Origin of the sequence: Phyllobacterium calauticae, from assembly GCF_019991125.1 — a bacterium.
Taxonomy (GTDB): Bacteria; Pseudomonadota; Alphaproteobacteria; order Rhizobiales; family Rhizobiaceae; genus Phyllobacterium; species Phyllobacterium calauticae.
Genome location: NZ_JAGENB010000008.1, coordinates 1 through 16,139, shown reverse-complemented (window position 1 = coordinate 16,139; position 16,139 = coordinate 1). Strand labels below are relative to the sequence as shown.

Here is a 16,139-nt window from a genome sequence, read left to right as displayed (position 1 = left end):
TTTGTTGCTGTGCGCTAATGTAGCATTGCACAATTTGAGGGCATGCGCAAAATTGAGGCATGTCTACACCGCTATCGATCATGGTCTTCGACGAAAACCGTATCCGCGCTTCCATTATCGAAGAGGGATTGCGGGAGGCCGGCCATGACCGCGTCGTTGTTTTGCACGACATCGTCGGTCTTGCCCGGCAGATCGAGCGGATCGCACCCGATGTCATCGTCATCGATATCGAAACCCCCAATCGCGACATGCTGGAGCACCTGTTCCAGCTCAGCCGATCCGTGCGCAAGCCGATCGCCATGTTTGTCGACAGCTCCGATACCGCGTCGATCGAGGCGGCCGTGGATGCCGGTGTGTCCGCCTATGTGGTCGACGGCCTGAAGAAGGAGCGCGTCAAACCCATTCTCGACATGGCGGTCAGCCGCTTCAAGGCGTTCAGCCGGCTGCAGCAGGAACTGGCGGAGGCAAAAAGCGCCCTGGAAGAGCGCAAGGTCATTGAGCGCGCCAAGGGTATTTTGATGAAATCGCGCACAATATCGGAAGACGAGGCTTATGCGCTGCTGCGGCAGGCCGCCATGAACGAGAAGAAGAAGCTCGCCGATATTGCACAGAGCGTCGTCATGGCGGCAGCCATGCTGGGAAGCTAGAAAGAGAGGTTGGCCGTGAGTTTTATCCGGATGGACAATGGCCAGGGCATGGGCGGCGGCCTCGCGGCGCCGGCAGCGGTCCGCCGTGACGGCGTCTCCGTCGTTCGCGCGGGCTTCATTCCGCTTGTCGATGCTTCGGTTCTCATCGCTGCGGCTGAATTCGGCTTTGCTGCGCGTGAAGGCATTCAACTTGAACTTGTGAAAGACGTGTCCTGGGCCAATATCCGGGATCGGCTGGCTTTCCGGCAGTTTGATATCGCGCACATGCTGGCGCCCATGCCGGTCGCCTCCGCCTTGGGGCTCGGTTCCAATCCGTCAGCGGTCATCACGCCGTTCACGCTCGGGCGGGGCGGCAATGCCATTACCCTGTCGGTGAAGCTCTATCGCCGCATGCAGGCGCTGGCGGATCTGGCCGGAGACGAGGGCGCGCTTGCCAATGCCGAAGCCCTCAAGTGCGTGATTGACGACATAAAGGTTCGCGGCGAGCCATTGCCGGTGCTTGGCACGACCTATCCGTTTTCATCGCACAATTATGAGCTGCGCTATTGGCTGGCGGCCGGCGGCATCCATCCGGACCGCGACGTCAAACTGGTGGTCGTGCCGCCGCCCATGACATCCGATGCCCTGTCGGCGGGGGCCATCGACGGCTTCTGCGTCGGCGCGCCCTGGAATATGGTGGCCGTCGCCCGCGAAGTCGGACGGATCGTTGCGGTCAAGGAGGATATCTGGCCATCCAGTCCCGAGAAGGTCATCGGCGTGCGGCCGGAATGGGCGGATACCAATCCTGAAACATTGGCGAGGCTGATCGTCGCGCTGGATCGCGCCGCCGCATGGTGCGATGTACCGGACAATCGGCGCGTACTTGCCGAGGTTCTGGCCGAGCCGCGTTATATCGATGCGCCGGAGGACATCCTGCACCGGGTTCTCATGGGCAGGTTCACCACCGACCCGGATGGACACGAGCGGACGGTCTCCGACTACTTCACCTTCCATCGCGATGGCGCGAATTTTCCGTGGATCAGCCAGGCGCAATGGATATTCAGCCAGATGGTGCGGTGGGGGCAGGTTGATCACTCCAAGGAAAAGCAGGAAAAGGTCGCGACCGCCTTCCGTCCCGATCTCTACCGCCATGCGCTGGGACCCCGCGCCGACATACCATCGGCGGATGTGCGCGTGGAGGGCGGCCAGCGCCAGGACGGGTTCATCGATGGGGCTGTCTTCGATCCCCAGGACATTCCCGCCTATCTCAAGGGCTTCAATGTCCACAATCTTGAAAACCCCGTTGCAACCCGGGATGAAACCTGATGGGCAGAATTTGTGCTCTGCACAATAAATGAGCGGGTTTGATGGCCGTTCTGCCCATTTCGCCTGCGCCGCTCTTCGATTGCCGTCAGTGAAAAATAGCTGAACTATAATAATATATATCAATTACAATGGCTTATAAATATAATATCCGGTTGGCACGCTTATTGCTTTTATAAAACCGTTCCGTCAACGAAGACAGGAACCGCGAGCATCGCCATCGGATGCTTTCAAAGACACAGACGTCGCTTGGGCGAGTTCATTCACCGGATCGGGTGAATGCACTTCATCCGGCGGCGTTTTTTTTGGCTCAAGCTGCACCAGAAGCAGCGCTGCGAAGGGGAATTGCGATGAAGGTGATTTTGCCGACAGGCTTGACAAGACGAACGCTTTTGCAGGCTGGCGGCACGCTGGCGCTGCTGGCGGCGGCAAAGGCTGCGCTTCCGGGCGGCGCCTATGCGGCCGCTGCCGGCCCCGAGACCACCAAGGCGACGCTCGGTTTCATTGCGCTGACGGATGCATCGCCGCTGATCGTTGCCAAGGAAAGGGGCCTTTTTGCCAAGCACGGCATGCCCGATGTCGAGGTGGTCAAGCAGGCATCGTGGGGCACGACGCGGGACAATCTGGTGCTCGGCTCGGCGGGCAACGGCATTGACGGCGCGCATATCCTGACGCCGATGCCGTATCTCATCAGCGCCGGCAAGGTCACTCAGAACAATCAGCCCCTGCCGATGGTCATCCTCGCGCGCCTCAATCTGGATGCGCAGGGTATTTCGGTTGGTTCGGCCTATGCCGGTCAGAAAGCCGGGGTCAATTCAGGTGTCCTCAGGGAAGCCTTTGCCAGGAAGAAGGCGGAAGGCAATGCGGCAAAGGCCGCGATGACCTTCCCCGGCGGCACGCATGATCTGTGGATCCGCTATTGGCTGGCCGCCGGTGGGATCGACCCGGACAAGGACGTGGAAACCATTGTCGTTCCACCACCGCAGATGGTCGCCAACATGAAGGTCGGCACCATGGACTGCTTCTGTGTCGGCGAACCGTGGAATGCGCAGCTCGTCAATCAGGGCATCGGCTATACCGCGGTCAACACAGCGGAAATCTGGGCCAAGCATCCGGAAAAGTCCTTCGCCATGCGGGCGGACTGGGTGGAGAAAAACCCCAATGCCACCAAGGCCTTGCTCATGGCTGTGATGGAGGCGCAGCAATGGGCTGATGATCTCGCCAACAAGGATGAGCTGGCAGCCATGGTCGGCAAGCGCGCGTGGTTCAATGTGCCTGCAACGGATATCGCCGGGCGTTTGAAGGGTGATTACGACTATGGCTCGGGACGTGTCGAGACAGCCAGCCCGCATCTGATGAAGTTCTGGCGCGATCACACATCCTATCCGTTCCAGAGCCACGAAAAATGGTTCCTGACCGAGAATATCCGCTGGGGCAAATTTGCCCCGGACACGGATATTGCGGCGCTGGTCGGCAAGGTGAACCGCGAGGACATCTGGCGCGACGCCGCCAGGGAGCTTGGCGTTGCCGCGGCTGATATTCCGGCTTCGACATCACGCGGTCCCGAAACCTTCTTCGATGGCAAGGTGTTCGATCCGGACGCCCCGCAAACCTATCTCGCCAGCCTTGAAATCAAACGTTTTGCGTGAGGAAACCGGCATGACAGCCAGCCCCGTTCCCATCCGTCCGAATGAAAAGCCCCCGGTGGCAAAAATCATGACGCTGGCTCTTTCGCCAAAGACCGGTTCGCCTCGACGCTTTCCGCAATGGCTCACCTCCCTGGCGGCGCACGTGGTGCCGCCGGTGATCACCCTGGTGTTCCTGTTGGTGCTGTGGGAAATCCTCTGCTCTTCGCCGACGGCAAGCGTGCCGCCGCCCTCACGGGTGGTCTCGGAGACCTGGGAGCTGATCGCGCATCCGTTCTATGCCGGGCAGGGCGTCGATCAGGGGCTGTTCTGGCACATTCTGGCCAGCCTGAAGCGAGTGGCGCTGGGCTATTGCCTTGCTGCCGTTGCGGGCATTGCGCTGGGCACCCTTGTCGGGCAGAGCGAATGGGCGATGCGTGGGCTTGATCCGATCTTTCAGGTGCTGCGCACGGTGCCGCCGCTTGCCTGGCTGCCCCTGTCGCTGGCTGCGTTCAAGGACGGCAACCCCTCGGCGATCTTCGTGATCTTCATCACGGCCATCTGGCCGATCATCATCAACACGGCTGTCGGCATTCGCAACATCCCGCAGGACTATCAGAATGTTGCGCGGGTGCTGCGCCTCAACCAGTTCGAATATTTCACCAAGATCATGATCCCCGCCGCTGCGCCCTATATTTTCACCGGCCTGCGCATCGGTATCGGCCTGTCATGGCTTGCCATCGTGGCGGCCGAGATGCTGATCGGCGGCGTCGGCATCGGGTTCTTCATCTGGGACGCGTGGAACTCGTCGCGCATCAGCGACATCATTCTGGCCCTGATCTATGTCGGCATCGTCGGCTACCTGCTTGACCGCGCCATCGCCTTCGTCGCCCGGACCGTCACCCGTAACACCGCAAGCGCTTGAGGAAGCCATCATGTCGAAACCCTATCTCTCCCTCGAACAGATCGACATGGTGTTCAGCCGTGGCGGCGCCAGCACGCAGGTTCTCAATCAGGTCTCGCTGAGCGTCGAAAAAGGTGAGTTCATCTCGATCATCGGCCATTCCGGCTGCGGGAAATCCACCCTGCTCAACATAGTCGCCGGGCTGACGCAGGCGACGCGCGGCGTGGTGTTTCTCGAAGGCACTGTTGTCGACACGCCGGGGCCTGATCGCGCGGTGGTGTTCCAGAACCATTCGCTGCTGCCCTGGCTGACGGTCTATGAGAACGTCAAGCTGGCGGTCGACAAGGTCTTCTCATCCAGCAAAAGCCGGGCGGAACGGCATGAATGGACCATGCGCAATCTCGAACTGGTGCAGATGGTGCATGCGAGGGACAAGCGCCCGTCCGAGGTCTCCGGCGGCATGAAGCAGCGCGTCGGCATTGCCCGGGCGCTGGCGATGGAGCCCAAGGTGCTGTTGCTGGACGAGCCGTTCGGCGCGCTGGATGCGCTGACCCGCGCGCATCTGCAGGATCAGGTCATGCAGATTCATACGGAGCTTGCCAATACGGTCTTGATGATCACCCACGATGTCGATGAAGCCGTGCTGCTCTCTGACCGTATCGTCATGATGACCAATGGGCCGTCCGCGAGAATCGGCGAAATCCTTGACGTGCCGCTGGTTCGCCCACGGCGCCGCATCGAGCTTGCCGCCGATGCCACCTATATCCGCTGCCGTTCGTCCGTGCTGAAATTTCTCTACGAGCGGCACCGTCTTGTGGAGGCCGCGTAAGATGGAAACAGCAGCGAAAAAGCAGAAGCTCGTTGTCATCGGCAACGGCATGGCGCCGGGCAGGGCGCTTGAACATCTCTTCGAGATGGCGCCCGATACCTATGACGTGACCATTTTCAATGCCGAGCCGCGCGTCAATTACGACCGGATCATGCTGTCGCCCGTGCTGTCAGGCGAAAAGGAATTCGAGGAAATCATCATCCATGGTGATGGCTGGTACATCAAGCACGGCATCACGCTCTACAAGGGCCACAGGATCATCGGGATCGACCGGGAGGCCAAGACGGTCACCTCCGATGCCGGAACGACCGAAAGCTACGACAAGCTTTTGATCGCGACGGGTTCGGTTCCGTTCGTTCTGCCTGTTCCCGGCAACAACCTGCCGGGGGTCCTGACCTACCGCGATCTTGACGATGTGAATGCCATGCTGCTTGCGGCCCAGTCCCGCGCGCGCGCCGTGGTGATCGGCGGCGGATTGCTGGGTCTGGAAGCGGCTGCCGGTCTGAAATCGCGCGGCATGGATGTCACGGTTCTCCATATCATGCCGACGCTGATGGAGCGCCAGCTTGATCCCGCTGCGGGCTATCTGCTCGAACAGGCGGTGGAAGGGCGCGGCATCCGCGTGATGACCAAGGCGAGCACCAAGGAGATCATCGGTCAGAACAGGGTGGAAGGCGTTCTGCTTGCCGATGGCACAACATTGCCTGCCGATCTGGTGGTCATGGCGGCGGGTATCCGCCCCAACGCCCTGCTCGCGAAGGAGGCTGGCCTTGCAACCAATCGCGGCATCGTTGTCGACGCCGGCATGCGGACCTCCGATCCCGAGATCTTCGCCATCGGTGAGTGCGCGGAGGTGGGCGGACAATGCTACGGGCTGGTCGCGCCTCTCTACGAGATGGCGCGGGTGGTATCAGCACAACTGGCGGATGATGCGGATGCCAAATTCGTGCACAGCGAGACGCCGACCAAGCTGAAGGTCACAGGGATCAACCTGTTTTCCGTCGGCGATCTCGGCGAAGGCGACGACCGGCAGGAGATCGTCCTGCGCGATGCCGCCGCCGGGGTCTACAAGCGGCTGGTGCTCAGGGATGACCGCATCATCGGCACGGTGCTGTACGGCGAGACATCCGATGGCGCCTGGTTCCATGACCTTACCAAGAAGCGAACCGACATTTCGGAGATGCGCGACACATTGATTTTCGGCCAGTCCTATCAGGGAGGGTCCCCGCTGGACCCTATGGCGGCCGTTGCAGCCTTGCCAGATGATGCGGAAATCTGCGGCTGCAACGGCATATGCAAGGGCAAGATCACCGGTGCCATATCCGGCAAGGGGCTGACCTCGCTGGATGATGTGCGCGCCCATACCAAAGCGTCCGCCTCCTGCGGAAGTTGCACCGGGCTGGTAGAGCAGCTTCTGGCGCTCACCCTCGGCGATTCCTACAATCCATCGGCTGTGACGCCCATGTGCAGTTGCACCGATCTTGGCCATGACGATGTCCGCCGGCTGATCAAGGCGAAGAAGCTGAAGTCCATTCCGGCCGTGATGCAGGAACTGGAATGGAAGACATCGTGCGGCTGCGCCAAGTGCCGCCCGGCCTTGAATTATTATCTCGTTGCCGACTGGCCGGATGAATATGCCGACGACTACCAGTCGCGCTTCATCAACGAACGGGTGCATGCCAACATCCAGAAGGACGGGACCTATTCCGTTGTGCCGCGCATGTGGGGCGGCGTCACCAATTCCCGGGAATTGCGGGCAATCGCCGATGTGGTCGACAAATTCGCCATTCCGGCCGTCAAGGTCACCGGCGGCCAGCGCATCGACATGCTGGGCGTCAAGAAGGAAGACCTGCCGGCTGTCTGGGCCGATCTCGGTAAGGCCGGGTTCGTGTCAGGACAGGCCTATGCCAAGGGGCTGCGCACGGTAAAAACCTGCGTCGGGACCGACTGGTGCCGCTTCGGCACGCAGGATTCGACCGGGCTTGGCATTCGCATCGAGAAATTCATGTGGGGGTCGTGGACGCCCGCCAAGGTCAAGATGGCCGTATCAGGCTGTCCGCGCAATTGCGCCGAAGCCACCTGCAAGGACGTTGGCATCATCTGCGTCGATTCCGGATATGAAATCCATTTCGCCGGGGCGGCGGGTCTCGACATCAAGGGGACGGAAGTTCTGGGGCTGGTGAAGACCGAGGATGAGGCGCTGGAACATGTGGTGGCGTTGACGCAGATGTACCGCGAACAGGGCCGTTATCTCGAGCGCATCTACAAATGGGCCAAACGCGTCGGTCTCGATGAAATCCGTCGCCAGATCATGCAGGACGAGGTGAAGCGCCGTGGTTATTTCGACCGCTTTGTCTTCAGCCAGACTTTTGCGCAGGTCGATCCGTGGTCTGAGCGGGTTTCCGGCGTCGACAAGCATGAATTCCAGCCGATGGCCAGGATCGGCTACCAGCAGGCAGCGGAGTAGAATGATGAACTGGATTGAGATTGGAACAATCAACGACATTCCCCGCCGGGGGGCCCGATGCGTGAACACACCCAATGGCAGGATTGCCGTTTTCAGGACCATGGAAGACCAGATATTTGCGATTGACGACCATTGCCCGCACAAGGGCGGGCCGCTCAGTCAGGGTATCGTGCATGGCGCTTCGGTGACTTGTCCGCTGCACAACTGGGTCATTTCGCTGGAGACGGGCAAGGCGCTTGGCGCTGATGAAGGCAGCGTGAAAACCATCGCGATCCGGCTGGACGGTGACCGGATTCTGGCGCTGCTTGAGCTGGCCGCCATGGCCGCAGAGTAGAGCGGCATGGACAATCCGGCGCTTTCTCCCGGTACGGTTCGCACCACCTGTCCCTATTGCGGCGTCGGATGCGGCGTGCTTGCGACACCCGGCAAAGACGGGACGGTTGCCATTGCCGGAGACCCGGAGCATCCCGCCAATTTCGGACGGCTCTGTTCCAAGGGATCGGCACTTGGTGAAACGGTTCATCTGGATGGCCGGTTGCTGGAGCCGCGGGTCGAAGGCAAGGCGGCGAGCTGGGACAAGGCTCTCGATCTTGTCGCCGGCCGTTTCAGCGCTGCGATCAGGGAACATGGCCCGGATAGTGTCGCCTTCTATGTCTCGGGCCAGCTTCTGACGGAGGATTATTACGTTGCCAACAAGCTGATGAAAGGTTTCATCGGCTCGGCAAACATCGATACGAATTCACGGCTGTGCATGTCGTCGTCGGTGGCGGGGCACATGCGGGCCTTCGGGTCAGACACCGTTCCGGGAACCTATGAAGATCTGGAGCTTGCCGATCTCATCGTGCTGACCGGCTCCAATCTCGCCTGGTGCCATCCCGTGCTTTATCAGCGGATTGCAGCTGCCAAGGTCAAGCGCCCGCAGATGCGTATCGTCCTCATCGATCCGCGCCGCACCATGACCGCCGATATCGCCGACATGCATCTGCCGATCCGTGCCGACGGGGATACGGCGCTGTTTATCGGGCTGCTCGGTTTTCTGGCCGAACAGGATGCCTTGGATCATGCCTATATCGGGCAATATACGACGGGTTTTGCGTCGGCTTTGGCGATTGCCAGTTCCTATGATCTGGAAACGATTTCGCGACAAACAGAGATTGCGCCGGATCAACTGCTTGCCTTTTTCACGCTGTTTGCCCGGACCGAACGATGCGTGACGGTGTACAGCCAGGGCGTCAACCAGTCGGCATCGGGTACGGACAAGGTCAATGCGATCATCAATTGCCATCTGGCAACGGGCCGCATCGGCCGCCCCGGCATGGGGCCGTTCTCGGTCACCGGGCAGCCCAATGCCATGGGCGGGCGCGAGGTGGGCGGGCTTGCCAATATGCTGGCAAGCCATATGCAGATCGAGAATGCCGGGCACCGGCGGCTGATTCAGGATTTCTGGGCCGCCCCGGCCATGGCAACGCGGCCGGGGCTGAAGGCCGTCGATCTGTTCAAGGCGGTGGGCGATGGCCGGATCAAGGCTTTATGGATCATGGCGACCAACCCGGCCGATTCCATGCCGGAAGCCGATCGCGTGGCGAAGGCGCTGAAAGCCTGCCCGTTTGTCGTGGTCTCCGATATCAACGCAAGAACGGATACGACCGCCTATGCCCATGTGCTGCTGCCCGCCGCCGGATGGGGCGAAAAGGACGGAACGGTCACCAACTCGGAACGGCGTATCAGCCGGCAGCGGCCATTCCTGCCTCCGCCCGGCGAGGCAAAGCCAGACTGGTGGATCATCACCGAGGTGGCGAAACGCATGGGGTTTGCCGCCGCCTTTGCCTATCAGAACCCCGTGCAGATCTTTGCCGAGCATGCCGCTTTGTCGGGAGTGGAGAACAAGGGCAGCCGCGATTTCGATATCGCCGCCCATGCCGGCATATCTGCGCGCGCCTATGACAACCTTGCCCCGTTCCAATGGCCGCAAAACCGGCGCGCTGCGACATCGGGCGGGCGCTTTTTTGCGCAAGGCGGTTTCTTTACCGGGGATCGCCGGGCGCGGTTCATCGCGGTATCGCCAGCCGATACCGGCGCGATCGATCAACGATTCATCTTGAACACCGGGCGTGTGCGCGATCACTGGCACACGATGACGCGCACGGGAAAAAGCGCGCGCCTGTCCGCGCATTTCGCCGAACCTTTTGCGGAGATACATCCGCTCGATGCCGTGGGACTGAGAATTGCCGATGCCAGCCTTGTCCGGTTGTACAACGATCACGGCGGCATCATCGTCCGAGCCCTGCTGACGGACAGGCAGTCGCGCGGCAGTGTGTTCGTGCCCATGCACTGGACCAACCAGTTTGCCGGTAGTGCCCGGGTGGACACATTGGTGACATCGCGTACCGATCCGGTCTCCGGCCAGCCCGCGCTGAAGATGGCAAGGGTGGATATCGAGCCTTTCGAAGCTCTCTGGTACGGGTTCGCGGTCCTGCGTGACAAGCCCCGGACGATTGCGGCGGATTACTGGGCACTTGCCAAGGCCAATGGAGGATACCGTATCGAACTTGCCGGTCTTCACGAGCCGGATGACTGGGCGATGTTTGCCGGAGAATTGTTCGGTTGCGGCGAGGGCGTACCGCTGCTGCGTTACCATGACGAAAAGAATGGCCAGCATCGTATGGCTGTCTTTGCCGGTGATGCCTTGATCGGCGCGCTTTATATAGGTCGTCAGCCCGTAGCTGTGTCGCGCAGCTGGGCCAGCGATCAACTGTCGCAGAGCTTTGCAGCTGCGCAGAACCGTTTCCAGCTTCTGGCGGGACGACCCGGCAGGGATATGCCTGACAAGGGCGCGATTGTCTGCTCCTGCTTTTCCGTCGGCCGCAACGAGATTGCCAGCGCTGCACGCAGCGGCTGCCAGACCGTTGCAGCTATTGGCGAAGCTTTGAAGGCGGGGACGAATTGCGGCTCCTGCCGTGCCGAAATCAGGGGGATTGTCGATGCAAATCTTGTCCAGGCCGCAGAATAGCCCACGCCCCGGCAGTATCGGGCAACTGGCGGTGCTGCCGGTGTTTTTCAGCCTTGCGGGCAAGCGCGGTGTCGTTGCGGGCGGAACCGCCGCAGCCGCATGGAAAGCCGAACTGTTGGCAGCGGCGGGCGCCGAGGTTCATGTCTACGCCGAAGCCATGAGCGAGGAAATGTCCGCCCTGATTGCGGCAGGATCGTTCGTCCATCATGCGCGCAGGTGGTCGGCAACGGATTTGCGCGGTGCTGCCATCGCCGTTGCCGATACAGCAACGGAACAGGAGGCTGAAGCATTCCTGCATGCCGCGACGCAAGCCGGTGTGCCGTGCAACGTGATCGACAAGCCGGCATTCTGCGCGGTTCAGTTTGGCACCATCGTCAATCGTTCGCCCGTGGTGGTCGGCATATCGACCGATGGCGCAGCACCTATATTGGGGCAGGCGATCCGCCGGCGGATCGAGACGGTCCTGCCCGCATCGCTGGCAGCCTGGGCGCAACTGGCACAACAGCTGCGCGGCCATATTGCCGGGGCGTTGCAGCCCGGTCGCCAGCGGAGGCTGTTCTGGGAGGATTTCGTCAATCGCGCTTTTGGCGTGGACCCATTGCCCGATGAAGAGGCCAAACTGCAGGCACGGGCAGTGGATATAGCCAATGATGGCAACACACGCACAGGCACGGTGGCTGTCATCCCGGTGGGGGGTGATGACCCCGAGCTTCTGACACTCAAAGCCATGCGGCTGCTGCAAATGGCCGATGCGATCTTTTACGGCAGGGATATTCCGCCTGCCATTCTGCAGCTGGCGCGACGGGAGGCCAGGCGCATTCCCCTGGCCGATGAACCGTTTCACGACGCTGCTGCGCAGCGTCTTTGCGCCGACGGCAAGAATGTCGTTGTTCTCAAACGCGCCTAGACGGCGTCCTGATCGAGTTCGGGGTAATGACGGAAAATGCCTGACTCATTGAAGGGAATACGCCGCGGCGAGGCGAGATAGCGGGCAATGTTGGGCCGCTCCCGGACCCGATCACGCAACGCCACCAGTAGGGGATACTGGCGATCAAACAACCGCGTGGCGCGGGGAAAGGCATATCTCAGCCCTTCGATCACCTGAAACAATGAGAGGTCGACATAGCTGAGCCCGTTGCCGACGCTGTGCCTGTCACCGTCCGGATTATTGGCAAGGTTGCGCTCGAAATAGCCGAGATATTTCGGGATACGATGGTCGATGAAGCTGGTCGAACGTGCCTTCGCCGCTTCCTTCTGATCTTCGTAGTAAAGCTCGGTGGCAATCGGATGATGCGTGTCGTGCACCTCGCAGACAAAGTCGGTGACGGTCAGTTGCAGGCCATTGGCGGCATAGCGCAATCCCTCATTCTCCGGCACCAGACCGAGTTTGGGTCCGAGATAGAAGAGAATATTGGCGACATGTGAAACAAGCAGTTCGCCGTCTTTCAGAAAAGGCGGTGCGAACGGCGTGTGCGAGGTATCGGCGCCTTTCAGCATCCGCATCATTGCGGATGTGCCGCGCCCGCTGCCGGTTTCGCGGGTGATGTCGACATAGGCGGCACCGGCTTCTTCCAGCGCCAGCCGGATGAACTCGCCGCGTCCCTGTATGCCGTCCCAGTAATAGAGTTCATAGGGCATTGCCGGTTTCTCCATTGCTCTGATTGGATGCCTTTGCGGTTTCCGCGATCAGCCAATCGATAAATATTTGGGCCGCCGAAGCGCTCCTGGCCCCTTTGGGTGTCACCAGCCAATGGGCGGTTCGGGTGGAGGTGATCGTCTGCGCGCATGGCTGTACCAGACGCCCGGTCCGCAGGTGATCGCGGATGAGCAGCATGCGGCCGATGGCAATGCCCTGACCGTCCAGCGCGGCCTGCAGGGTGATGTTGTAGTCCGTCAGCTGGATGGTGCGGGCGCCGGACAGATCAAGGCCCACGGCATCGGCCCAGACCTGCCAGTCAACGGGCTTCCTGGCGAACAGCAATGTGTGGCGCAGCAAGTCCTCCGGCGTCTCAATGGCTTTGTCCGATTGCAGAAGTGCCGGGCTGATAACCGGGCTGAGCTGTTCGGCCATGAGCAGGCGCACATCGACCCCGGGCCAGTTTCCGTCGCCATAGCGGATGGCGATGTCGGCCTCCCCGGCGGCAATGTCCGCGCTGCGCAGGGTGGGATCGAGTTCGAGGCCGATGTCGGGGTGCAGCGATTGAAAACCGTGCAGGCGTGAGACAAGCCAGTTGGCGGCAAAGGAAGGCAGCAGACTGATGCGGACCACTGTGCGTCTGCCCCTGCCGCGCAGGTCTGCGGTGGCGGCGGCGATGAGGCGGAATGCATCGGTGGTGCGGGCGCGATAGTCCTCGCCCTCCGGTGTCAAGGCGATGCTGCGCGCCTTGCGCACAAACAGCGGCAGGCCGAGAAACTCTTCCAGCTGGCGGATATGATGGCTGACGGCGCTTTGCGTGATGAGCAGTTCTTCGCCCGCGCGGCGGAAACTCATCAGCCGCGCGACGGCTTCGAAGGCTCGAAGTGCCTGCAACGGCGGCAAGGTGGTGGAGGAGCGCATTTCGCCTCATGCTTTCGACTGCGTGTCATCAGCTTATCCGGGTTTGCAGACATTAGCCAGATCGATCAGTGACGCCAGTGTTTTGAATTGGACCTGCCGGGCCGGGCCGTTGATGATGCCGGCATAGTCAGCCGGAGATGATGATGCCAGCCACCATAGCAGAGAAGCTTGCAACCCTCGGTCACGACCTGCCGGTCGCGTCCGTGCCTGTTGCCAATTACGTATCGGTCGTCCGCGCCGGCACCCTGTTGAGCATATCGGGGCAGATCAGCCGTATCGATGACGGGAACGCCGTCCTCGGTGTTGTCGGCGCGTCTGTTTCACTTGAGGAAGGCCGCAGGGCTGCCGAGATCGCGGCGCTCAACGTGCTGTCGCAGATTGCAGCGGCCACCGACGGGACGATTGCCAGCGTGCGCCGCATCGTTCGCCTCGGCGTCTTCGTGGCGGCGACACCTGACTTTACCCAGCACCCGCAGGTGGCCAATGGCGCATCGGACCTGATGGTTGCGGTGTTCGGCGATGCGGGGCGTCACAGCAGAGCCGCCGTCGGCGTCAGCTCATTGCCGCGCGGCGTTGCTGTCGAGGTGGACGCACTGGTCGAGCTGGAGGGCTGACGGTGACCCGAACGCTCGATATTGAACAGCTGCGCGCGCAGACGCCGGGGTGTGCCATCAGCACCCACTTCAACCATTCCGGCTCTTCGCTGCCGTCAGACACGGTATTGGCGGCGGTGACCGAGCATCTCCAGCGTGAATCCCTCTACGGCCCCATGGAAGCCGCGGCCAATGCGGCGGGCCTGATCGATGAGGCGCGGGCGGATGCCGCCGGTCTCATCGGTGCGGCGCCTGCCGAAATCGCCTTTTCCAGCAGCGGTTCCGCCGCCTGGGGACTGGCCTTTGCCGCTTTGCCGCCGCTCGTTGAGGGTGACCGCATTCTGGTCGGCCGTCAGGAATGGGGCGGCAATCTGTCGACGATGCAGGCGGCAGCCAAAAGGGCAGGCGCGCGCATCGAAACCATCCCCGTGAATGAAGACGGCAGTGTGGATGCCAATGCGCTCGCTGCCATGATCGATGACCGCGTTCGCCTCGTTGCCCTGACCTGGCTTCCCGCCAATGGCGGGCTTATCAACGATGCCGCTGCCATCGGCCGGGTCACGCGCGCGGCGGGTATTCCCTATTTCATCGATGCGGCGCAGGCGCTCGGCCAGCTTCCCGTGGATGTCAGCGCCATCGGCTGTGACATGCTGAAGGGGTCGGGGAGAAAATTTCTGCGTGGCCCGCGCGGCGCGGCCATCCTCTATCTGCGCAAGGCCTTTCTCAAAACACTCGAACCGGCCTATCTCGATGTCCTTTCCTCGACATGGGGCGAGGACGGACCTAACGTGCGGACGGATGCGCAGCGCTTCGAGACAAGTGAGAAGCCCATCGCCCTGCTGCTCGGATTGGGAGCGGCACTGAAACAGGCGCGCAGCCTCGGCGTGGATGCGATCCGCCGTCGGATCAGGGAACTTTCCGGGCAATTGCGCGGTCAACTGGCTGCCATTCCCGGTGTTGCGATTCATGACCTCGGCACGGAGAAATCCGGATTGGTCTCTTTTACGGTGGCGGGCATTGCGCCGCAGGCTCTGCGCGGCAAACTTGCGGAAAAGCGGATTACAATCGCCGCAAATGGGATACCTTACACACCGCTTGACATGATGGCGCGCGGCCTCAACGAGATTGCGCGAGCGTCGGTCAGCTATTTGAACACAACGGACGAAATTGACCGTCTTTGCGATAATGTTGCCGCTCTTGCACGGCAGGCCGCTTGACGGAATGAAGGACAGGTGAGGACAGAATGGATCTGGGAATCAGGGGTAAGCGAGCAATCGTCTGCGCGAGTTCAAAAGGGCTCGGTCGCGGCGTTGCGGAAAAGCTGGCGGAAGCAGGCGTTGACCTGACGTTGAATGCCCGCACGGAAGCGGTGCTGCGCGAGACGGCAAAGGAAATCGCCGATACCTACGGCGTCAAGGTGCAGATCGTTGCGGCGGATGTGACGACGGAGCAGGGCCGCAAGGAACTTCTGGCTACCGAACCGCAGCCGGATATTCTCGTCAACAATGCCGGCGGGCCGCCGGCCGGTCTGTGGTCCGACTGGCACGAGCAGGAATGGCTGAAGGCGGTCAATGCCAATATGCTGACACCGATCTATCTGATGAATGCGATCCTGCCCGGCATGATCGAGCGCAAATGGGGCCGCGTGGTCAATATCACATCCGGCTCGGTGAAATCCCCCATTGCCCAGCTCGGCCTGTCGAATGCCGCGCGCAGCGGCCTTACCGGTTTTGTCGCCGGAACCGCCCGGCAGGTGGCGCGTCATGGGGTGATCATCAACAATCTCTTGCCGGGCTCGCATGAGACCGACCGGATCAAGGGATTTTTGGAAAAGACTTCGGAAACCAAGGGCATCTCCATCGAACAGGCGCGCGCTGAAGCCCATGCCGCCAATCCGACCGGCCGCTTCGGCACCAAGGAGGAATTCGGCGCGGCAGCCGCCTTCCTGTGCAGCCAGTATGCCGGCTTCATCGTCGGGCAGAACCTTCTGCTCGATGGCGGCGCCTTCAACTCGACACTGGGGTGAAAGCCTGCATCGATGCCGTGAGTTCCATAATTAAACTTATGCAACTCACGGCTGTAGCCGCAAAGTTAAAATGTCCTGTTTCTGCAAAGTAGAAACGTCGCTGTGTCACCTTCTCGTTGATTGCAACGAGATTTGGGATGCGGATTTTGGGACTGATTTTAATGAGCGAACGCGAACTG

The 16,139-nt window shown here is 61.1% G+C and carries 15 protein-coding genes; 12 read left to right on the top strand and 3 right to left on the bottom strand.

Features of this window, described 5'->3' with window-relative positions; all coding sequences use genetic code 11:
- Positions 1-59: 59 nt before the first annotated feature.
- The 9 genes from J1W56_RS21745 to J1W56_RS21705 all read left to right on the top strand — a co-directional run bounded on the left by J1W56_RS21745 (position 60) and on the right by J1W56_RS21705 (position 11,691).
- On the top strand, positions 60-647 hold the full coding sequence (locus J1W56_RS21745) for an ANTAR domain-containing response regulator (RefSeq protein ID WP_223615388.1): 588 nt from the start codon (positions 60-62) through the stop codon (positions 645-647).
- Between the two features lie 30 nt (positions 648-677).
- Positions 678-1,952: a CmpA/NrtA family ABC transporter substrate-binding protein gene (locus J1W56_RS21740; protein WP_404928696.1), complete on the top strand. Its 1,275-nt coding sequence runs from the start codon at positions 678-680 to the stop codon at positions 1,950-1,952.
- A 347-nt stretch (positions 1,953-2,299) separates the two neighbouring features.
- On the top strand, positions 2,300-3,598 hold the full coding sequence (locus tag J1W56_RS21735; RefSeq protein ID WP_223615387.1) for a CmpA/NrtA family ABC transporter substrate-binding protein: 1,299 nt from the start codon (positions 2,300-2,302) through the stop codon (positions 3,596-3,598).
- A gap of 10 nt (positions 3,599-3,608) precedes the next feature.
- Positions 3,609-4,499 carry a nitrate ABC transporter permease gene (gene ntrB, locus J1W56_RS21730; protein ID WP_404928648.1) on the top strand — a complete coding sequence of 297 codons (891 nt, stop codon included), beginning with the start codon at positions 3,609-3,611 and terminating at the stop codon, positions 4,497-4,499.
- 10 nt (positions 4,500-4,509) lie between these two features.
- A complete protein-coding gene (locus J1W56_RS21725) occupies positions 4,510-5,307 on the top strand; it encodes an ABC transporter ATP-binding protein (RefSeq protein WP_223615386.1) in 798 nt (265 codons plus the stop codon).
- A gap of 1 nt (position 5,308) precedes the next feature.
- A complete protein-coding gene (gene nirB / locus J1W56_RS21720; RefSeq protein WP_223615385.1) occupies positions 5,309-7,774 on the top strand; it encodes a nitrite reductase large subunit NirB in 2,466 nt (821 codons plus the stop codon).
- A 4-nt stretch (positions 7,775-7,778) separates the two neighbouring features.
- A complete protein-coding gene (gene nirD, locus J1W56_RS21715) occupies positions 7,779-8,108 on the top strand; it encodes a nitrite reductase small subunit NirD (protein ID WP_223615384.1) in 330 nt (109 codons plus the stop codon).
- A 6-nt stretch (positions 8,109-8,114) separates the two neighbouring features.
- Positions 8,115-10,784: a nitrate reductase gene (locus J1W56_RS21710; protein WP_223615383.1), complete on the top strand. Its 2,670-nt coding sequence runs from the start codon at positions 8,115-8,117 to the stop codon at positions 10,782-10,784.
- A complete protein-coding gene (locus J1W56_RS21705) occupies positions 10,756-11,691 on the top strand; it encodes an NAD(P)-dependent oxidoreductase (protein WP_223615382.1) in 936 nt (311 codons plus the stop codon). Before J1W56_RS21710 ends, J1W56_RS21705 begins: the two co-directional genes overlap by 29 nt.
- Here the strand turns inward: J1W56_RS21705 and J1W56_RS21700 are convergent.
- Positions 11,688-12,422, bottom strand: coding sequence for a glutathione S-transferase (locus J1W56_RS21700; protein WP_223615381.1), 735 nt, complete (start codon positions 12,420-12,422; stop codon positions 11,688-11,690). The genes J1W56_RS21705 and J1W56_RS21700 overlap by 4 nt on opposite strands.
- Positions 12,412-13,341: a transcriptional regulator GcvA gene (gcvA, locus tag J1W56_RS21695; protein ID WP_223615380.1), complete on the bottom strand. Its 930-nt coding sequence runs from the start codon at positions 13,339-13,341 to the stop codon at positions 12,412-12,414. Before gcvA ends, J1W56_RS21700 begins: the two co-directional genes overlap by 11 nt.
- A gap of 143 nt (positions 13,342-13,484) precedes the next feature.
- Here gcvA and J1W56_RS21690 point away from each other — a divergent pair, with 143 nt between their 5' ends.
- The 3 genes from J1W56_RS21690 to J1W56_RS21680 are packed head-to-tail and all read left to right on the top strand — an operon-like array spanning position 13,485 to position 15,960.
- Positions 13,485-13,955, top strand: coding sequence for a RidA family protein (locus tag J1W56_RS21690; RefSeq protein WP_223615379.1), 471 nt, complete (start codon positions 13,485-13,487; stop codon positions 13,953-13,955).
- Positions 13,956-13,957: 2 nt separating this feature from the next.
- Positions 13,958-15,151: an aminotransferase class V-fold PLP-dependent enzyme gene (locus J1W56_RS21685; protein WP_223615378.1), complete on the top strand. Its 1,194-nt coding sequence runs from the start codon at positions 13,958-13,960 to the stop codon at positions 15,149-15,151.
- A 26-nt stretch (positions 15,152-15,177) separates the two neighbouring features.
- Positions 15,178-15,960 carry an SDR family oxidoreductase gene (locus J1W56_RS21680; protein ID WP_223615377.1) on the top strand — a complete coding sequence of 261 codons (783 nt, stop codon included), beginning with the start codon at positions 15,178-15,180 and terminating at the stop codon, positions 15,958-15,960.
- Here J1W56_RS21680 and J1W56_RS21675 read toward each other — a convergent pair.
- Positions 15,941-16,139, bottom strand: a 199-nt coding sequence (locus J1W56_RS21675) for a hypothetical protein (RefSeq protein ID WP_223615376.1), incomplete at its 5' end; no start/stop codon positions are given. The genes J1W56_RS21680 and J1W56_RS21675 overlap by 20 nt on opposite strands.

Excerpts from the sequence above, each read along its gene's own strand:
- J1W56_RS21680 (WP_223615377.1), top strand. The coding sequence starts at position 15,178 with ATGGATCTGGGAATCAGGGGTAAGCGAGCAATCGTCTGCGCGAGTTCA.
- J1W56_RS21700 (WP_223615381.1), bottom strand. The coding sequence starts at position 12,422 with ATGCCCTATGAACTCTATTACTGGGACGGCATACAGGGACGCGGCGAG.
- J1W56_RS21735 (WP_223615387.1), top strand. The coding sequence starts at position 2,300 with ATGAAGGTGATTTTGCCGACAGGCTTGACAAGACGAACGCTTTTGCAG.
- J1W56_RS21710 (WP_223615383.1), top strand. The coding sequence starts at position 8,115 with ATGGACAATCCGGCGCTTTCTCCCGGTACGGTTCGCACCACCTGTCCC.
- J1W56_RS21690 (WP_223615379.1), top strand. The coding sequence starts at position 13,485 with ATGCCAGCCACCATAGCAGAGAAGCTTGCAACCCTCGGTCACGACCTG.
- nirD (WP_223615384.1), top strand. The coding sequence starts at position 7,779 with ATGAACTGGATTGAGATTGGAACAATCAACGACATTCCCCGCCGGGGG.
- J1W56_RS21725 (WP_223615386.1), top strand. The coding sequence starts at position 4,510 with ATGTCGAAACCCTATCTCTCCCTCGAACAGATCGACATGGTGTTCAGC.
- gcvA (WP_223615380.1), bottom strand. The coding sequence starts at position 13,341 with ATGCGCTCCTCCACCACCTTGCCGCCGTTGCAGGCACTTCGAGCCTTC.
- J1W56_RS21740 (WP_404928696.1), top strand. The coding sequence starts at position 678 with ATGGACAATGGCCAGGGCATGGGCGGCGGCCTCGCGGCGCCGGCAGCG.
- nirB (WP_223615385.1), top strand. The coding sequence starts at position 5,309 with ATGGAAACAGCAGCGAAAAAGCAGAAGCTCGTTGTCATCGGCAACGGC.
- J1W56_RS21745 (WP_223615388.1), top strand. The coding sequence starts at position 60 with ATGTCTACACCGCTATCGATCATGGTCTTCGACGAAAACCGTATCCGC.
- J1W56_RS21705 (WP_223615382.1), top strand. The coding sequence starts at position 10,756 with ATGCAAATCTTGTCCAGGCCGCAGAATAGCCCACGCCCCGGCAGTATC.
- ntrB (WP_404928648.1), top strand. The coding sequence starts at position 3,609 with ATGACAGCCAGCCCCGTTCCCATCCGTCCGAATGAAAAGCCCCCGGTG.